Origin of the sequence: Ideonella sp. B508-1 (assembly GCF_000333615.1) — a bacterium.
GTDB lineage: Bacteria > Pseudomonadota > Gammaproteobacteria > Burkholderiales > Burkholderiaceae_C > Ideonella.
The window spans coordinates 1-13,855 of sequence record NZ_BADL01000247.1 but is presented as its reverse complement, the minus strand read 5'-3'; the positions used below and the strand labels follow the sequence as shown (position 1 = coordinate 13,855).

At 68.6% G+C, this 13,855-nt stretch carries 16 protein-coding genes; 9 read left to right on the top strand and 7 right to left on the bottom strand.

Annotated features, from left to right (window positions below; translation table 11 throughout):
* Positions 1 to 157: 157 nt before the first annotated feature.
* Positions 158 to 568 (top strand): hypothetical protein, encoded by a 411-nt coding sequence (locus I73_RS10240; RefSeq protein ID WP_022980516.1) that lies wholly within the window; start codon positions 158 to 160, stop codon positions 566 to 568.
* 118 nt (positions 569 to 686) lie between these two features.
* A complete protein-coding gene (gene miaB / locus I73_RS10235; RefSeq protein WP_022980515.1) occupies positions 687 to 2,030 on the top strand; it encodes a tRNA (N6-isopentenyl adenosine(37)-C2)-methylthiotransferase MiaB in 1,344 nt (447 codons plus the stop codon).
* Positions 2,031 to 2,064: 34 nt separating this feature from the next.
* Here miaB and I73_RS10230 read toward each other — a convergent pair whose 3' ends face one another.
* A complete protein-coding gene (locus I73_RS10230) occupies positions 2,065 to 2,343 on the bottom strand; it encodes a hypothetical protein (protein WP_022980514.1) in 279 nt (92 codons plus the stop codon).
* Positions 2,344 to 2,439: 96 nt separating this feature from the next.
* Here I73_RS10230 and hemA point away from each other — a divergent pair, with 96 nt between their 5' ends.
* From hemA to I73_RS10200, 6 genes are all read left to right on the top strand, one after another.
* Positions 2,440 to 3,741 (top strand): glutamyl-tRNA reductase, encoded by a 1,302-nt coding sequence (gene hemA / locus I73_RS10225; protein ID WP_022980513.1) that lies wholly within the window; start codon positions 2,440 to 2,442, stop codon positions 3,739 to 3,741.
* Between the two features lie 87 nt (positions 3,742 to 3,828).
* Positions 3,829 to 4,911 (top strand): peptide chain release factor 1, encoded by a 1,083-nt coding sequence (prfA, locus tag I73_RS10220; protein WP_022980512.1) that lies wholly within the window; start codon positions 3,829 to 3,831, stop codon positions 4,909 to 4,911.
* Complete coding sequence (gene prmC, locus I73_RS10215) at positions 4,908 to 5,762, top strand: peptide chain release factor N(5)-glutamine methyltransferase (RefSeq protein WP_022980511.1); 855 nt, start codon at positions 4,908 to 4,910, stop codon at positions 5,760 to 5,762. The genes prfA and prmC overlap by 4 nt, the downstream gene beginning before the upstream one ends.
* A gap of 127 nt (positions 5,763 to 5,889) precedes the next feature.
* Positions 5,890 to 6,447: a hypothetical protein gene (locus I73_RS10210; protein WP_148289770.1), complete on the top strand. Its 558-nt coding sequence runs from the start codon at positions 5,890 to 5,892 to the stop codon at positions 6,445 to 6,447.
* Between the two features lie 150 nt (positions 6,448 to 6,597).
* Positions 6,598 to 6,909, top strand: a complete 312-nt coding sequence (gene grxD, locus I73_RS10205) for a Grx4 family monothiol glutaredoxin (RefSeq protein ID WP_022980509.1) — start codon at positions 6,598 to 6,600, stop codon at positions 6,907 to 6,909.
* Between the two features lie 12 nt (positions 6,910 to 6,921).
* On the top strand, positions 6,922 to 7,503 hold the full coding sequence (locus I73_RS10200; protein WP_022980508.1) for a UbiX family flavin prenyltransferase: 582 nt from the start codon (positions 6,922 to 6,924) through the stop codon (positions 7,501 to 7,503).
* A gap of 10 nt (positions 7,504 to 7,513) precedes the next feature.
* Here the strand turns inward: I73_RS10200 and I73_RS10195 are convergent, their stop codons facing one another.
* Positions 7,514 to 8,152, bottom strand: coding sequence for a lytic transglycosylase domain-containing protein (locus tag I73_RS10195; protein ID WP_040500187.1), 639 nt, complete (start codon positions 8,150 to 8,152; stop codon positions 7,514 to 7,516).
* Complete coding sequence (locus I73_RS10190; protein WP_022980506.1) at positions 8,149 to 9,894, bottom strand: proline--tRNA ligase; 1,746 nt, start codon at positions 9,892 to 9,894, stop codon at positions 8,149 to 8,151. Before I73_RS10190 ends, I73_RS10195 begins: the two co-directional genes overlap by 4 nt.
* 103 nt (positions 9,895 to 9,997) lie before the next feature.
* Between I73_RS10190 and I73_RS27255 the strand changes: the two genes are divergently transcribed.
* Positions 9,998 to 10,672: an RNA pyrophosphohydrolase gene (locus I73_RS27255; protein ID WP_022980505.1), complete on the top strand. Its 675-nt coding sequence runs from the start codon at positions 9,998 to 10,000 to the stop codon at positions 10,670 to 10,672.
* Here I73_RS27255 and proB read toward each other — a convergent pair.
* The 4 genes from proB to rplU form a co-directional block, all read right to left on the bottom strand.
* Positions 10,598 to 11,716, bottom strand: a complete 1,119-nt coding sequence (gene proB, locus I73_RS10180) for a glutamate 5-kinase (RefSeq protein ID WP_022980504.1) — start codon at positions 11,714 to 11,716, stop codon at positions 10,598 to 10,600. The two genes, I73_RS27255 and proB, sit on opposite strands and share 75 nt — an antisense overlap.
* On the bottom strand, positions 11,709 to 12,785 hold the full coding sequence (cgtA, locus tag I73_RS10175) for an Obg family GTPase CgtA (protein ID WP_022980503.1): 1,077 nt from the start codon (positions 12,783 to 12,785) through the stop codon (positions 11,709 to 11,711). Before cgtA ends, proB begins: the two co-directional genes overlap by 8 nt.
* Positions 12,786 to 12,928: 143 nt before the next feature.
* Positions 12,929 to 13,189, bottom strand: a complete 261-nt coding sequence (rpmA, locus tag I73_RS10170; RefSeq protein ID WP_022980502.1) for a 50S ribosomal protein L27 — start codon at positions 13,187 to 13,189, stop codon at positions 12,929 to 12,931.
* Between the two features lie 27 nt (positions 13,190 to 13,216).
* Positions 13,217 to 13,528, bottom strand: coding sequence for a 50S ribosomal protein L21 (gene rplU, locus I73_RS10165; RefSeq protein WP_022980501.1), 312 nt, complete (start codon positions 13,526 to 13,528; stop codon positions 13,217 to 13,219).
* Positions 13,529 to 13,855: the final 327 nt, after the last annotated feature.

The following is a 13,855-nucleotide window of genomic DNA, read 5'->3' as shown; positions in this document are numbered from 1 at the left end:
GTTAGAGCGACGGAATCATAATCCGCAGGTCCGGGGTTCGAATCCCTGAAGCGCCACCAGAACACACTGGCCCGAGTCATTGCAAAATGCTCGGGCCTTTTCATTGGTCCCGGCCTTTGCGGCCAGGGTCTCGCTTCACAGCCTCTGGATCCACACCATGCCCCGCTGTGTTCCCAGCCTGTCCCGCCGTCGCCTGCTGGCGGCCCCCACCGCCCTGCTGCTGGCCCCGCTGGCCGCGCAGGCCTGGATGGCGCGCACCTTCCCCGCCAACGCCCTGCGCGGCGTGATCAACTTCAGCGCGCCGCCGCAGATCCTGCTCAACGGCGAGTCGGCCCGGCTGGCTCCGGGCGCACGCATCCACGGCACCGACAACATGATGAAGCTGCCCGGCACCTTGACCGGCCAGCGCTTTGTCGTGAACTACACGCTGGAGATCAACTCCGGCACGGTGCTGGATGTCTGGCTGCTGCGTGACGACGAAGCCGAGAAGCGCCCCTGGCCCATGACGCTGGAACAGGCCCGCAGCTGGACCTTCGACGCCGCGGCCCAGACCTGGACCCGGCCCTGAAACAGGCCCTGACCGGCCCGGCGGCGTCCTGAGCCGCCCTGCCCCCCCTTTGGACTGCCGTCTGACGCGCCCCGCCGCGCAGACCCCCGCCCCGGCGCCCGCCGGAGGAGACCCCGCCATGACGACCAAGAAAGTGTTCATCCGCACCTTCGGCTGCCAGATGAACGAGTACGACTCCGACAAGATGAGCGACGTGCTGCGCGCCGCCGAGGGCTACGAGCCCACCGACGACGTGGAGCAGGCCGATCTGGTCTTGTTCAACACCTGCTCCATCCGCGAGAAGGCCGCCGAGAAGGTCTTCTCCGACCTGGGCCGGGTCAAGCACCTGAAGGAAAAAGGCGTGCTGATCGGCGTGGGCGGCTGCGTGGCCAGCCAGGAAGGCGCGGCCATCATCGAGCGCGCGCCCTATGTGGACCTGGTCTTCGGCCCGCAGACCCTGCACCGCCTGCCGCAGATGATCGCCCAGCGCCAGGCCCAGCGCCGCCCGCAGGTGGACATCAGCTTCCCCGAGATCGAGAAGTTCGACCACCTGCCGCCGGCCCGGGTCGAGGGTGCCACCGCCTTCGTCTCCATCATGGAGGGCTGCTCCAAGTACTGCACCTACTGCGTGGTGCCCTACACCCGCGGTGAAGAGGTGTCGCGTCCCTTCGAGGACGTGCTGACCGAGATCGCCGGCCTGGCCGACCAGGGCGTCAAGGAAGTGACGCTGCTGGGCCAGAACGTCAACGCCTACCGCGGCGCCATGGGCGACAGCGGCGAGATCGCCGACTTCGCGCTGCTGATCGAGTACGTGGCCGAGATCCCCGGCATCGAGCGCATCCGCTACACCACCAGCCACCCCAACGAGTTCAGCCAGCGCCTGATCGACGTCTACGGCCGCGTGCCGCAGCTGGTGAACCACCTGCACCTGCCGGTGCAGCACGGCGCGGACCGCATCCTCTCGGCCATGAAGCGCGGCTACACCGCGCTGGAATACAAGAGCATCATCCGCAAGCTGCGCGCCGTGCGGCCGGACATCAGCCTGTCGACCGACTTCATCGTCGGCTTCCCGGGTGAGACAGACGAGGACTTCGAGAAGTCCATGAAGCTGATCGACGACGTCGGCTTCGACGCCTCCTTCAGCTTCATCTTCAGCGCCCGCCCCGGCACCCCGGCCGCCGCCCTGCCCGACGAGACGCCGCAGGAGGTCAAGCTGGCACGGCTGCAACGCCTGCAGGCCCGGCTGGAGGAGAACGTGCGCGCCATCAGCGCGGCGCGCGTGGGCACGGTGCAGCGCATCCTGGTGGAAGGCCCCTCGCGCCGAAACGCCGAGGAACTGATGGGCCGCACCGAATGCAACCGCATCGTCAACTTCGCCGGCCCGGCCCGCCTGATCGGCCAGATGGTGGACGTGACGATCACCGAGGCCTTCCCGCATTCGCTGCGGGCCGAGGTGCTGGTACGCGACAGCGTGGCCGCCTGAACATCACCCGAGGGGGCGGCGCCGGCCAGGGCGCTCAGCGGCGCAGCAGGCCGCCGCGCCAGCCCAGCGTCAGGGCCACGGCCAGCACCAGGGCCCCATAGGTGGCCATGCGGCCGTCCCGGCCGAAGACGATCAGCCCGGCCACCAGCACCATCGCGCCGGCGGCCACGCACCACAAGGCCAGGGTCTGAAAAGGCACGGCCCTGAGTTCACGCCGCCAGATCAGCTTGGCCAGCAAGGTCACCACCAGCCCCACGCCCAGGGCTGGGCCAAAGAAATTCAACAGGTGCCACAAAGCGTCCAGGGGACCCATGCCGACCAGCCTCTCGCTTGATGCTTGTCAAATCCGCCGCATTTGCTCCGGACGGGGCCGGTGCGGGAATGGAAGCGGAATTTTATAATTGGCAACATGAGTGTCATCGCGCTCGGCCTGAACCATCACACCGCCCCGCTGGATCTGCGCGGGCGGTTCGCGTTCGCGCCTGAGCAGCTGTCCCCCTCCTTGCAGGCCCTGCGCGACGCGCTGCGTCGCGCCACGCCGGAAACGGCCATCCTGTCCACCTGCAACCGCACCGAGCTCTACGTGGCCTCCGCCACCCCGGAGCAAGGGCGCGAGCTGGTGCGCCCGGCCCTGGCCTGGCTGGCCGAACGCGGCGGCGTCTCCGAGATGCACCTGCAGGACCACACCTATGTGCTGGAGAACCGCGAGGCGGCCCGGCACGCCTTCCGCGTGGCCTCCGGCCTGGATTCCATGGTGCTGGGCGAGCCGCAGATCCTGGGCCAGATGAAGCAGGCCGTGCGCGGCGCGGACGAGGCCGGCACCCTGGGCACCACCTTGCACCAGCTGTTCCAGCGCTCCTTCTCGGTGGCCAAGGAAGTCCGCACCTCCACCGAGATCGGCAGCCACTCCATCAGCATGGCCGCCGCCACGGTGCGCCTGGCGGCCCAGCTGTTCGAAGACCTCAGCCAGATCAAGGTGCTGTTCGTCGGCGCCGGCGAGATGATCGAGCTGGTGGCCACCCATTTCGCCGCCCGCGAACCCCGGCTGATGGCCGTGGCCAACCGCACGCTGGAGCGGGGTGAGAAGCTCGCCACCCGTTTCGGTGCCCAGGCCCTGCGCCTGGCCGAGCTGCCCAGCCGCCTGCACGAATTCGACGCCGTCATCTCCTGCACCGCCAGCAGCCTGCCCATCATCGGCCTGGGCGCGGTGGAATCCGCCCTGAAGGCCCGCCGCCGCCGCCCGATGTTCATGGTGGATCTGGCCGTGCCGCGCGACATCGAACCCGAGGTCGCCCAGCTTTCGGACGTATACCTCTACACCGTGGACGACCTGACCCAGGCGGTGCAGACGGCCACCGAGAAGCGCCAGGCCGCCGTGGCCCAGGCCGAGGCCATCATCGATGCCGGCGTGCAGAGCTTCAGCCACTGGCTGGACCAGCGCGCCAGCGTGCCGCTGATCCAGGCCCTGAACCAGCAGGCCGACCACTGGCGCGCCGCCGAGATCGCCCGCGCCCGCAAGCTGCTGGCCCGCGGTGGCGATGTGGACGAAGTGCTGGACGCCCTCAGCCGCGGCCTGACCCAGAAGATCCTGCACGGCGCCCTGGCCGAGCTGCACGCCTCCGAAGGCGAGCAGCGCCAGCACACGGCCGAGGTGGTCTCGCGCCTGTTCCTGCGCAACAGCCCGCGCGACCCGGCCGGCAACGGGCATTAGCGGCCTGCCTGCCGCCTGGCACGCCTGCCGTGCCGCACACCGCCGTCCGTCCCTACCTCCCAGGCTCCCCCCCCGGAGCCCCCTTCCATGAACGAATCCCTGCGCCAGCAGCTCCAGCGTCTGGCCCTGCGCCTGTCCGAACTCGACAGCCTGCTGGCCGACCCGCAGGTCACGGCCGACATGGCCCGCTACCGCCAACTGGCCCGTGAGCAGGCCGAGGCGGCCGAGGTCGTGGGGCTGTACCAGCGCTTCGCCCAACGCGAATCCGATCTGGCGACGGCGCGCGAGATGTTGGACGACCCGGAGATGGCCGAGATGGCCCGCGACGAGGTGGCCACGGCCCAGGCCGAGCTGGCCACGCTGGACACCCAGCTGCAGACCGCCCTGCTGCCGCGTGACCCGGACGATGCCCGCAACGCCTTCCTGGAGATCCGCGCCGGCACCGGGGGCGAGGAATCGGCTCTGTTCGCGGCCGACCTGGCCCGCATGTACCTGCGCTTTGCTGAACGCCAGGGCTGGCGTTGCGAGGTGATGAGCGAGAGCGCCTCCGACCTGGGCGGCTACAAGGAAATCGTCGTCCGCATGGAGGGCACACGGGTCTACGAGCGGATGAAGTTCGAGTCCGGCGGCCACCGCGTGCAGCGGGTGCCGGCCACCGAGGCCCAGGGCCGCATCCACACCAGCGCCTGCACGGTGGCGGTGATGCCCGAGCCCGACGAAGCCGCCGAGGTCACGCTGAACCCCGCCGAACTGCGCATCGACACCTTCCGCGCCAGCGGCGCCGGCGGCCAGCACATCAACAAGACCGACAGCGCGATCCGCGTCACCCACCTGCCCACCGGCCTGGTGGCCGAATGCCAGGACGACCGCAGCCAGCACCGCAACAAGGCCAAGGCCCTGGCCGTGCTGCAGGCGCGGCTGCAGGACAAGGAACGCAGCGAGCGCCAGGCCAGGGAGGCCGCCACCCGCAAGGCCCTGGTGGGCTCGGGCGACCGCAGCGACCGCATCCGCACCTACAACTTCCCCCAGGGCCGGGTGACCGACCACCGCATCAACCTGACGCTCTACAAGCTCGGTGCGGTGATGGACGGTGACCTGGGCGAGCTGATCCAGGCCCTGCAGGCCGCCCGCGCCCAGCAGCAGCTGGCTGCGCTGGAGACCGGCGCATGAGCGCCGACCTGACCATCGCCCAGGCCTTGCGCCAGGCCCAGCAGGCCGGGCTGGACCGGGTGGACGCCCACCTGCTGCTGGGCCACCTGCTGCAGCGCGAGCGCAGCTGGCTGATCGCCCACGACGACGCCCTGCTGACCGAGACCCAGCAGCAGCACTGGAACGGCCTGGTGCGGCGCCGGCTGGACGGCGAGCCGGTGGCCTATCTGCTGGGCGAGCGGGAGTTCCACGGTCTGACACTGCAGGTCAGCCCGGCGGTGCTGGTGCCCCGGCCGGACACCGAGGTGCTGGTCGACTGGGCGCTGGAATGCCTGCACGCGTGTGGCGCGGCCACGCCGCGGGTCATCGACCTGGGCACCGGCAGCGGCGCCATCGCGCTGGCCCTGCGCCACCGCTGGCCCGCGGCCGAACTGACGGCCCTGGATGCCAGCGCCGAGGCACTGGCCATGGCCCAGGCCAACGCCCAGTGCCTGCGATTGCCGGTGCGTTTCCTGCTGAGCGACTGGTGGCAGGCCGTGGACAGCGAGACCTTCGATCTGGCGGTGAGCAACCCGCCCTACATCGCCGGTGACGACCCCCATCTGCCGGCGCTGCGCCATGAGCCGCGACAGGCCCTGACCCCCGAAGGGGATGGGCTGGATGCGCTGCGCACCCTGGTGCGCGACGCGGCGCCCCACCTGCGCCCAGGCGCCTGGCTGCTGTTCGAGCACGGCTGGGACCAGGCCGAGGCGGTGCGGCGCCTGCTCACGGCGGCGGGCTTCGTCGAGGTCCAGTCCCGCCAGGACCTGGCCGGCCTGGACCGCTGCACAGGCGGCCGCTGGCCCGGCCCAGCCGGATCGGCCCAGCGCTGAAACAAGGCGTTTTCCCGCCCGCATTTCGACGCGCAGGAAGATGCTGCTGGCGTAGCATCAATGTCACCGGATGCAAGCGCCTTCACGGAAGGAAGGGGCCCGGGCGGCTGTGATGGAGGACTCGATCATGCGCAAAGTCCTGGGTTTCATGGTGACGGGCCTGTGGGCCATGGCCTGCAGCGCCACCACGGTGGGCGACGGCTTGCATCCCGAAGACCATTGGCCCCAATGGCAGTTGCGCATCAGCACGGTGACCCAGCCGATCGGGTGGTCCACCACCCTCGAAGGTGCGCGCCTGGGCCTGGGCGCCGCCAGCGTGTCCGGCGACCGCTACCTGGGTCTGGGCCAGGTGGGCGACGGTGGGGGACTGCGCGCCACCGGGGCGCTGCTGTTCGGCCCGCCCTCCATGGCCCTGGGCGCGCCTGCGCCGGTGGGAGACGGCGCCGTGTTGGCCCGCCCCTCCCTGCTGTCCCGCCCGGGCACCGGCGCAGTCGAGCGCTCCCCCACACCCTACCTGGGCATGGGCTACACCGCCTGGTGGGCCCGCAGCGGCCTGAGCCTGAGCGCCGATCTGGGCCTGGCGGCCCAGGGCCTGCGCCCCGCCACCGGCCTGCAGGGCAGCGATCTGCTCGATCGCATGCAATTGACGCCGGTGATGCAGGTGCAACTGTCCTACCGCTTCTGAGCCCGAACCGGGACTTTTCCAGGGCGCGCCCCGGGGCCTTGGCAGGCCTGCAGCGCCAGCGACCCCGGCTTGGCGTATAAATCCGCCATACGACGCTGCGACCCTTCGGTCGGGGCGACCCATGTCCGGACAGCAAAAGCAGAGACAGCCATGAGCGACGTTCAGCAACGCATCGACCAAATCGTCAAGGGCCACAAGGTGGTCCTGTTCATGAAGGGCACCGCCCAGTTCCCGATGTGCGGCTTCTCGGGCCGCGCCATCCAGATCCTGAAGGCCTCTGGTGCGACCGACATCACCACGGTGAACGTGCTGGAAGACGAGGAGATCCGCCAGGGCATCAAGGAATACGCCAACTGGCCGACCATTCCCCAGCTGTACGTGAACGGCGAGTTCGTCGGCGGCTCGGACATCATGATGGAGATGTACCAGGCCGGTGAACTGCAGCCCATGCTGGCCGCCTGAGGATCCCCGGTCTTGACCTGGGAGACCTCGGACCCACCACGGGTCGTGGTGGGCATCACCGGTGCTTCCGGTGCCGTCTACGGTGTGCGCCTGCTGGAGCGGCTGCGCGAGTTGCAGGTGCGCACCCACCTGGTCGTCACCTCCGCCGGGGTGCTCAATGTGCACCACGAGCTGGGCCTGGACCGCAGCGCGCTGGAACAGCTGGCCGATGAGGTGCATGCCCTGGGCGATGTCGGTGCCTGCATCGCCAGCGGCAGCCACCCGACGACCGCCATGGTGGTGGCCCCCTGCTCGATGAAAACGCTGGCGGCCATCGCCCACGGTTTCGGCGACAACCTGCTGACCCGGGCCGCGGATGTGACGCTCAAGGAGCGGCGGCGGCTGGTGCTGATGGTGCGCGAGACACCGTTCAACCTGGCCCACCTGCGCAACATGACCGCGGTGACGGAGATGGGCGGCATCGTCTTCCCGCCGCTGCCGGCCTTCTACCACCGGCCGCAGAGCATCGCCGAGCTGGTGGACGACACCGTGGAGCGGGTGATCGAGCTGACGGGCGTGGGTCGGGGCCAGCCACGCCGCTGGACAGGGCTCTGATCCCGGCGGTTCAGGCGGCGGGCAGCCAGCGCTTGCGCGCGCCCAGCACCATGTTGGGATACTCGGCCCGGCCCCGACTGCCGTTGTAGCGACCCAGCGCCATGAAGAGGTTGCCCTGCTCCACGTCCAGATAGTGGCGCAGGATCACGCAGCCGAAGCGCAGATTGGTCTGCATGTGGAACAGGCGGGACACATCCCCGTCGCCGATCTGCCGCATCCAGAAGGGCATGACCTGCATATAGCCCCGCGCGCCCGCCACGCTGATGGCGTACTTGCGGAAATTGCTCTCCACCTGCACCAGGCCCAGCACCAGGGCCGGTTCCAAGCCGGCGCGCTTGCTCTCGTACCAGAGTGTTTCGAGAAACTCGACCCGCGTCTGCAGCTCGGACTTCTGGCGTTTGAGCCGCTCGCTCATCGCCCCCAGCCAGCGCAGATAGGCCAGGCGATCCTCGATGTGGTCGAAGCGGGGCTTGGGCGGTGCATCGTCGGCCACGGCGGCCGACAGTGCAGTGCGAACCGCGTCGGCCAGTTGCTCCTCGACCTGGGCACCCGCCCAGGCCGGGGTCCAGGCGGGCAGCAACAGCCCGCCCCCCAGACCCACCAGACAGGCTCGCCGGCCCGCGACTGGGCCGGCGCGGTGGCAGGTCATGCCGACAGGCGCGCCTTCACGAACGCGCCCACGTCGGCCGGCGCCACCTTGCTGGCTTCGGCCTCGCGGCGGCCCTGCACTTCCAAGGCCCCTTCCTTCAATCCGCGGTCGGAGATGACCACGCGCTGCGGCACGCCGATCAGTTCCCAGTCGGCAAACATGGCGCCGGGGCGCTCGCCCCGGTCGTCCAGGATGACGTCCACGCCTGCATCCAGCAGTTCCTGGTGCAGGGCGTCAGCGGCGGCCTTCACCTCGGCCGAGCGGTCATAGCCGATGGGGCAGATCGCCACCTGGAAGGGCGCGATGCTGGCCGGCCAGATGATGCCGCGCTCGTCGTGGTTCTGCTCGATGGCCGCACCCAGGATGCGGGTGACGCCGATGCCATAGCAGCCCATCTGCATCAGGGCCGGCTTGCCGGTCTCGTCCAGGAAGGTCGCGTTCATCGCCTTGGAGTACTTGGTCCCCAGGAAGAACACGTGACCCACCTCGATGCCGCGCTGAATGGCCAGCACGCCTTGGCCGTCGGGGGACGGATCGCCCTCGACCACGTTGCGGATGTCGGCCACCACGTCGGGCTCGGGCAGATCGCGGCCCCAGTTCACGCCGGTGAGGTGGGCATCGGCCTCGTTGGCACCGCACACCCAGTCGGCCATGCGGGCCACGGTGCGGTCGGCGACGATCTTGACCGGCTTCTTCAGGCCGATCGGGCCCAGGTAGCCCGGCTTGCAGCCGAAGTGCTCGTCAATCTCAGCCACCGTGGCAAAGCGGAAGCCGTTCTTCAGGCCCTCGACCTTGCCGGCCTTGACCTCGTTGAGCTCGTGATCACCACGGACCAGCAGCAACCAGACGGTGGTGCCGACGATGTCACCGGCTTCGTTCAATTCGTCGGTGGCCAACACCAGCGACTTGACGGTCTGCGTCAACGACAGGCCCAGCAGCGCGGCCACATCGGCGCAGGTGCTCTTGCCCGGTGTGGGCGCCTTGGCCAGGGTCTGGGCCGGCGCGGCACGTTCGGCCAGCAAGGGCAGCGCCTCGGCCAGCTCGATGTTGGCGGCGTAATCGCTGGTCGGGCAGTAGACGATGGCGTCCTCGCCGGTTTCGGCGATCACCTGGAATTCGTGCGACAGGTCACCGCCGATGGCGCCGGTGTCCGCCGCCACCGCGCGGTATTCCAGACCGAAGCGGTCGAAGATGCGCTTGTAGGCCGCGAACATGGCCTGGTAGCTCTTGGTGGCGCCGGCCTCGTCACGGTCGAAGGAGTAGGCGTCCTTCATCGTGAACTCGCGCCCGCGCATCACACCGAAGCGGGGGCGACGCTCGTCCCGGAACTTGGTCTGGATGTGATAAAAGTTCTTGGGCAGCTGCTTGTAGCTGCGCAGTTCCTGCCGGGCGATGTCGGTCACCACCTCTTCCGAGGTCGGCTGGATCACGAAGTCACGGTCGTGCCGGTCCTTCACGCGCATCAGCTCCGGCCCCATCTTGTCGAAGCGGCCCGTTTCCTGCCACAGCTCGGCCGGCTGCACCACCGGCATCAGCAGTTCCACCGCACCGGCGCGGTTCATCTCATCGCGGATGATGGCCTCGACCTTGCGGATCACCCGCAGGCCCATGGGCATGTAGTTGTAGATGCCGGCGCCCAGGCGCTTGATCATGCCGGCACGCATCATCAGCTTGTGGCTGACCACTTCCGCATCGGCGGGCGCTTCCTTGAGGGTGGAGATGAAAAACTGGGAGGCTTTCATGGGGGGCTCTGCAGCCTGACCGCGGCCTGCGGGTTAGCGAGAAGCTCCGCAGCTGGCACGGCCGGTGCTATATTGATTTCAGTTCAAAATCAGGGGTTTGATTATGCTCGACCGGGAAGGCTATCGGCCCAACGTCGGCATCATCCTGCTCAACGCCCGCAACCAGGTGTTCTGGGGCAAGCGCCTGCGCACCCACTCCTGGCAGTTCCCGCAAGGGGGCATCAAGTACGGCGAGTCGCCCGAGCAGGCGATGTTCCGTGAATTGCACGAGGAAGTCGGGCTGCGGCCCGAGCATGTCGAGATCGTGGCGCGCACGCGAGACTGGCTGCGCTACGACGTGCCCGAGAACTTCATCCGCAAGGACGCACGCGGCCACTACAAGGGGCAGAAGCAGATCTGGTTCCTCTTGCGCCTGTGTGGACGCGACAGCGACATGAACCTGCGTGCCACCAACCATCCTGAGTTCGACGCCTGGCGCTGGAACGAATATTGGGTGCCGCTGGATGTGGTGATCGAGTTCAAGCGGGATGTTTACCAGCTGGCACTGACCGAGCTGGCGCGCTTTCTGCCCAAGGTCACCCACCATCCCAACCGCTACCTGCGCGGCAGCGTGCGGCCCCATGGGCGGGATGGACGGGATGGCCGCCGGGATGCGGACAGCCCCGCGGAAAGCGGCTGCCCCGGCGCAGGCGCCCTGCCCGGCTCAGCGCAGGACGAGGTTGTCTCGGTGGATCAGCTCAGTGCCGTGGGTGTACCCCAGCAGACCGGCGATCTGTGACGAGGGCTTGCGCGCGATGAGGCGCGCCTCGGCACTGGAATAGCTGGCCAGGCCGCGGGCCACTTCCTGGCCCTGGGCATCGCAGACGGCGATGACATCGCCGCGCTGGAAGTCGCCCTCCACCGAGGTGACACCGATGGGCAGCAGGCTGGCGCCCTCCTGGGTCAGCTTGGCCACCGCGCCGGCGTCGATGCGCACCGCGCCGTGGATCTGCAGATGATCCAGGATCCACTGCTTGCGGGCCGCTGTCTTGCCCGTGCCGGCCACCAGCGCGGTGCCAATGGCTTCGCCGGCGGCCAGACGCAGCAGCACATCGGGCTCTCGCCCCCAGGCGATGACGGTGCTGGCACCGCTGCCGGCCGCGCGCTTGGCGGCCAGCACCTTGGTGATCATGCCGCCGGTGCCCACGCGGGAACCGGCACCGCCGGCCATCTCCTCCAGCGCCGGATCACCGGCCTGGGCCACGTCGATGAAGCGGGCGTCGGAGTTCTTGCGCGGGTCGGCCGAGTACAGGCCCTTCTGGTCGGTCAGGATGATCAGCGCATCGGCTTCGATCAGGTTGGCCACCAGGGCACCCAGGGTGTCGTTGTCGCCGAACTTGATCTCGTCGTTGACGACGGTGTCGTTCTCGTTGATGACCGGGATGACCTTCAGGCCCAGCAGGGTGAGCAGGGTCGAGCGGGCGTTGAGGTAGCGCTCGCGGTCGGCCAGGTCGGCATGGGTGAGCAGCACCTGCGCACTGCCCATGCCATGGCGCGACAGTTGGCTCTCGTACATCTGCGCCAGGCCCATCTGCCCCACGGCCGCGGCGGCCTGCAACTCGGACAGTTCGGTCGGTCGACTGGTCCAGCCCAGGCGCTTCATGCCCTCGGCAATCGCACCGCTGGAGACCATGACCACTTCCAGCCCCTGGTGGGCCAGCGCCGCCATCTGGCGACACCAGTTGCCGATGGCCTCGGCATCCACGCCCCGGCCCTCGTTGGTCACCAGGCTGGAGCCCACCTTGACGACGACGCGCCGGGCCTGGCGCAGGGCCTCACTCATGGCCGGCCTCGCCGGGCGCCTCGTCAAAGCGCGGATCGCGTTCCGGCGGGGGGAGCTCCTGCTGGGCCGCCACGTGGTCCCAGATGGCATGCAGCAGGGGCTGCAGACCTTCACGAGCCAGGGCCGAGATCTCGAAGACCGGCCCCTTCCACTTGTAGCGTTTGACGAAATCCTTGACCCGGGCGGCGCGCTCGCCCTCGGGCACCATGTCCAGCTTGTTCAGCACCAGCCAGCGCGGCTTGGCGTGCAGACCTTCGTCGTACTTGCGCAGTTCCTCGACGATGGCCTTGGCCTGCTGCACCGGGTCGACGCCTTCGTCGAAGGGTGCCAGGTCCACCACATGCAGCAGCAGACGGGTGCGCTGCAGATGGCGCAGGAACAGATGGCCCAGGCCGGCACCTTCGGATGCGCCTTCGATCAGGCCCGGGATGTCGGCCACGACGAAGCTCTTTTCCGGGCCCACGCGCACCACGCCCAGATTGGGGTGCAGGGTGGTGAAGGGGTAGTCGGCGATCTTGGGCCGCGCATTGGAGATGGCGGCGATCAGCGTGGACTTGCCCGCATTGGGCATGCCCAGCAGGCCCACGTCGGCCAGCACCCGCAGTTCCAGCTTGACCTTGAAGCGCTCACCCGGCCATCCCGGTGTGTGCTGGCGCGGCGCACGGTTGGTCGCGCTCTTGTAGTGCAGGTTGCCGAAGCCACCGTCACCGCCCTTGGCCAGCAACACCGGCTCATCGGGCTCGATCAGTTCGGCCAGCACCCGGCCGGTTTCGAGGTCGGTGATGATGGTGCCCACCGGCATGCGCAGGGTGACGTCGTCCGCCGCGGCGCCGAAGCAGTCCGCGCCCCGACCGCCCTCGCCGTTGCGGGCCTCGTAGCGCCGCTGGTAGCGGTAGTCGATCAGGGTGTTCAGGTTGCGGTCGGCCACGGCATAGACGCTGCCGCCGCGGCCGCCGTCCCCGCCATCGGGGCCCCCGAAGGGGATGAACTTCTCGCGGCGGAAGCTCACGCAGCCTGCGCCCCCGTTGCCGGCGGCGATGTCGATGGTGGCTTCGTCAACGAATTTCATGGTGCCTCGATGGTATCGGAGAGGATGCACCGCTCCCGCGATGCCGGGCGGCCACCCCCGGGATGGCGACGGCCAGAAGACAAAAAGCCCCGGCGTGCCGGGGCTTTGACGGCCTGCCCTCAGGCAGACAGGACGCGCAGGCCTCAGGCCAGCGGCGTCACGTTCACGGTGTGGCGGTCGTGCTCGCCCTTGACGGCGAACGAGATGGTGCCATCGACCAACGCGAACAGCGTATGGTCACGGCCCATGCCGACGTTGTTGCCAGCGTGGAACTTGGTGCCGCGCTGACGCACGATGATCGAGCCGGCCGAGACCACTTGACCACCGAACGCCTTCACGCCCAGCATCTTCGGTTGGGAATCACGGCCGTTCCGTGTGGAACCGCCGCCTTTTTTCTGTGCCATGGTTCAGAACTCCTTCTGATGCCCGGATCAGGCGTTGACCGCGCTGATCTCCAGCTCGGTGTAGTTCTGGCGGTGACCGCCGTGCTTCTGGTAGTGCTTGCGACGGCGCATCTTGAAGATGCGGACCTTGTCGTGACGGCCATGGGCCACCACCACTGCCTTGACCGTGGCGCCGCTCACCAGGGGGGTCCCGATCTTCAGATCCGCGCCGCTACCCACGGCCAGCACCTGATCGATCACGATTTCCTGGCCAACGTCCGCAGCAATCTGTTCTACCTTGATCTTTTCGCCGGCTGCAACCTTGTATTGCTTGCCACCGGTTTTTACGACCGCGTACATATGTGCCCTTTTGCTCAAAGGTGGGCCGGGGTGGTCCGCGACAAACGCCGCGCAGCACGACCGGAACACCGATCCCGCCCGGGCCCATTCCCAGGCGAAGCTTGGCATCATAGCACGTCGCGTAGAACAGCGCCAGTACAGGCACCCCGCCCACCACGCGCCGCCCACCCGCTTCCTATAATGGGCAGTTCATCCCCCGTGCCTCACGCATCCGTGTCTTCATGACCCCCTCGCTCGCCCCGCCACCCCAACGTGCCACCGAAACCGATCCGATGGCCCTGGAGATGCGCCAGGTCGACGAAGTCATCCAGCGACGGCGCAGTCAGA

Coding starts and splice junctions, on each gene's coding strand:
- hemA (WP_022980513.1), top strand. CDS start 2,440: ATGAGTGTCATCGCGCTCGGCCTGAACCATCACACCGCCCCGCTGGAT.
- grxD (WP_022980509.1), top strand. CDS start 6,598: ATGAGCGACGTTCAGCAACGCATCGACCAAATCGTCAAGGGCCACAAG.
- I73_RS10190 (WP_022980506.1), bottom strand. CDS start 9,894: ATGAAAGCCTCCCAGTTTTTCATCTCCACCCTCAAGGAAGCGCCCGCC.
- rpmA (WP_022980502.1), bottom strand. CDS start 13,189: ATGGCACAGAAAAAAGGCGGCGGTTCCACACGGAACGGCCGTGATTCC.
- prmC (WP_022980511.1), top strand. CDS start 4,908: ATGAGCGCCGACCTGACCATCGCCCAGGCCTTGCGCCAGGCCCAGCAG.
- cgtA (WP_022980503.1), bottom strand. CDS start 12,785: ATGAAATTCGTTGACGAAGCCACCATCGACATCGCCGCCGGCAACGGG.
- I73_RS10240 (WP_022980516.1), top strand. CDS start 158: ATGCCCCGCTGTGTTCCCAGCCTGTCCCGCCGTCGCCTGCTGGCGGCC.
- proB (WP_022980504.1), bottom strand. CDS start 11,716: ATGAGTGAGGCCCTGCGCCAGGCCCGGCGCGTCGTCGTCAAGGTGGGC.
- I73_RS27255 (WP_022980505.1), top strand. CDS start 9,998: ATGCTCGACCGGGAAGGCTATCGGCCCAACGTCGGCATCATCCTGCTC.
- I73_RS10230 (WP_022980514.1), bottom strand. CDS start 2,343: ATGGGTCCCCTGGACGCTTTGTGGCACCTGTTGAATTTCTTTGGCCCA.
- prfA (WP_022980512.1), top strand. CDS start 3,829: ATGAACGAATCCCTGCGCCAGCAGCTCCAGCGTCTGGCCCTGCGCCTG.
- rplU (WP_022980501.1), bottom strand. CDS start 13,528: ATGTACGCGGTCGTAAAAACCGGTGGCAAGCAATACAAGGTTGCAGCC.
- I73_RS10210 (WP_148289770.1), top strand. CDS start 5,890: ATGCGCAAAGTCCTGGGTTTCATGGTGACGGGCCTGTGGGCCATGGCC.
- I73_RS10195 (WP_040500187.1), bottom strand. CDS start 8,152: ATGACCTGCCACCGCGCCGGCCCAGTCGCGGGCCGGCGAGCCTGTCTG.
- miaB (WP_022980515.1), top strand. CDS start 687: ATGACGACCAAGAAAGTGTTCATCCGCACCTTCGGCTGCCAGATGAAC.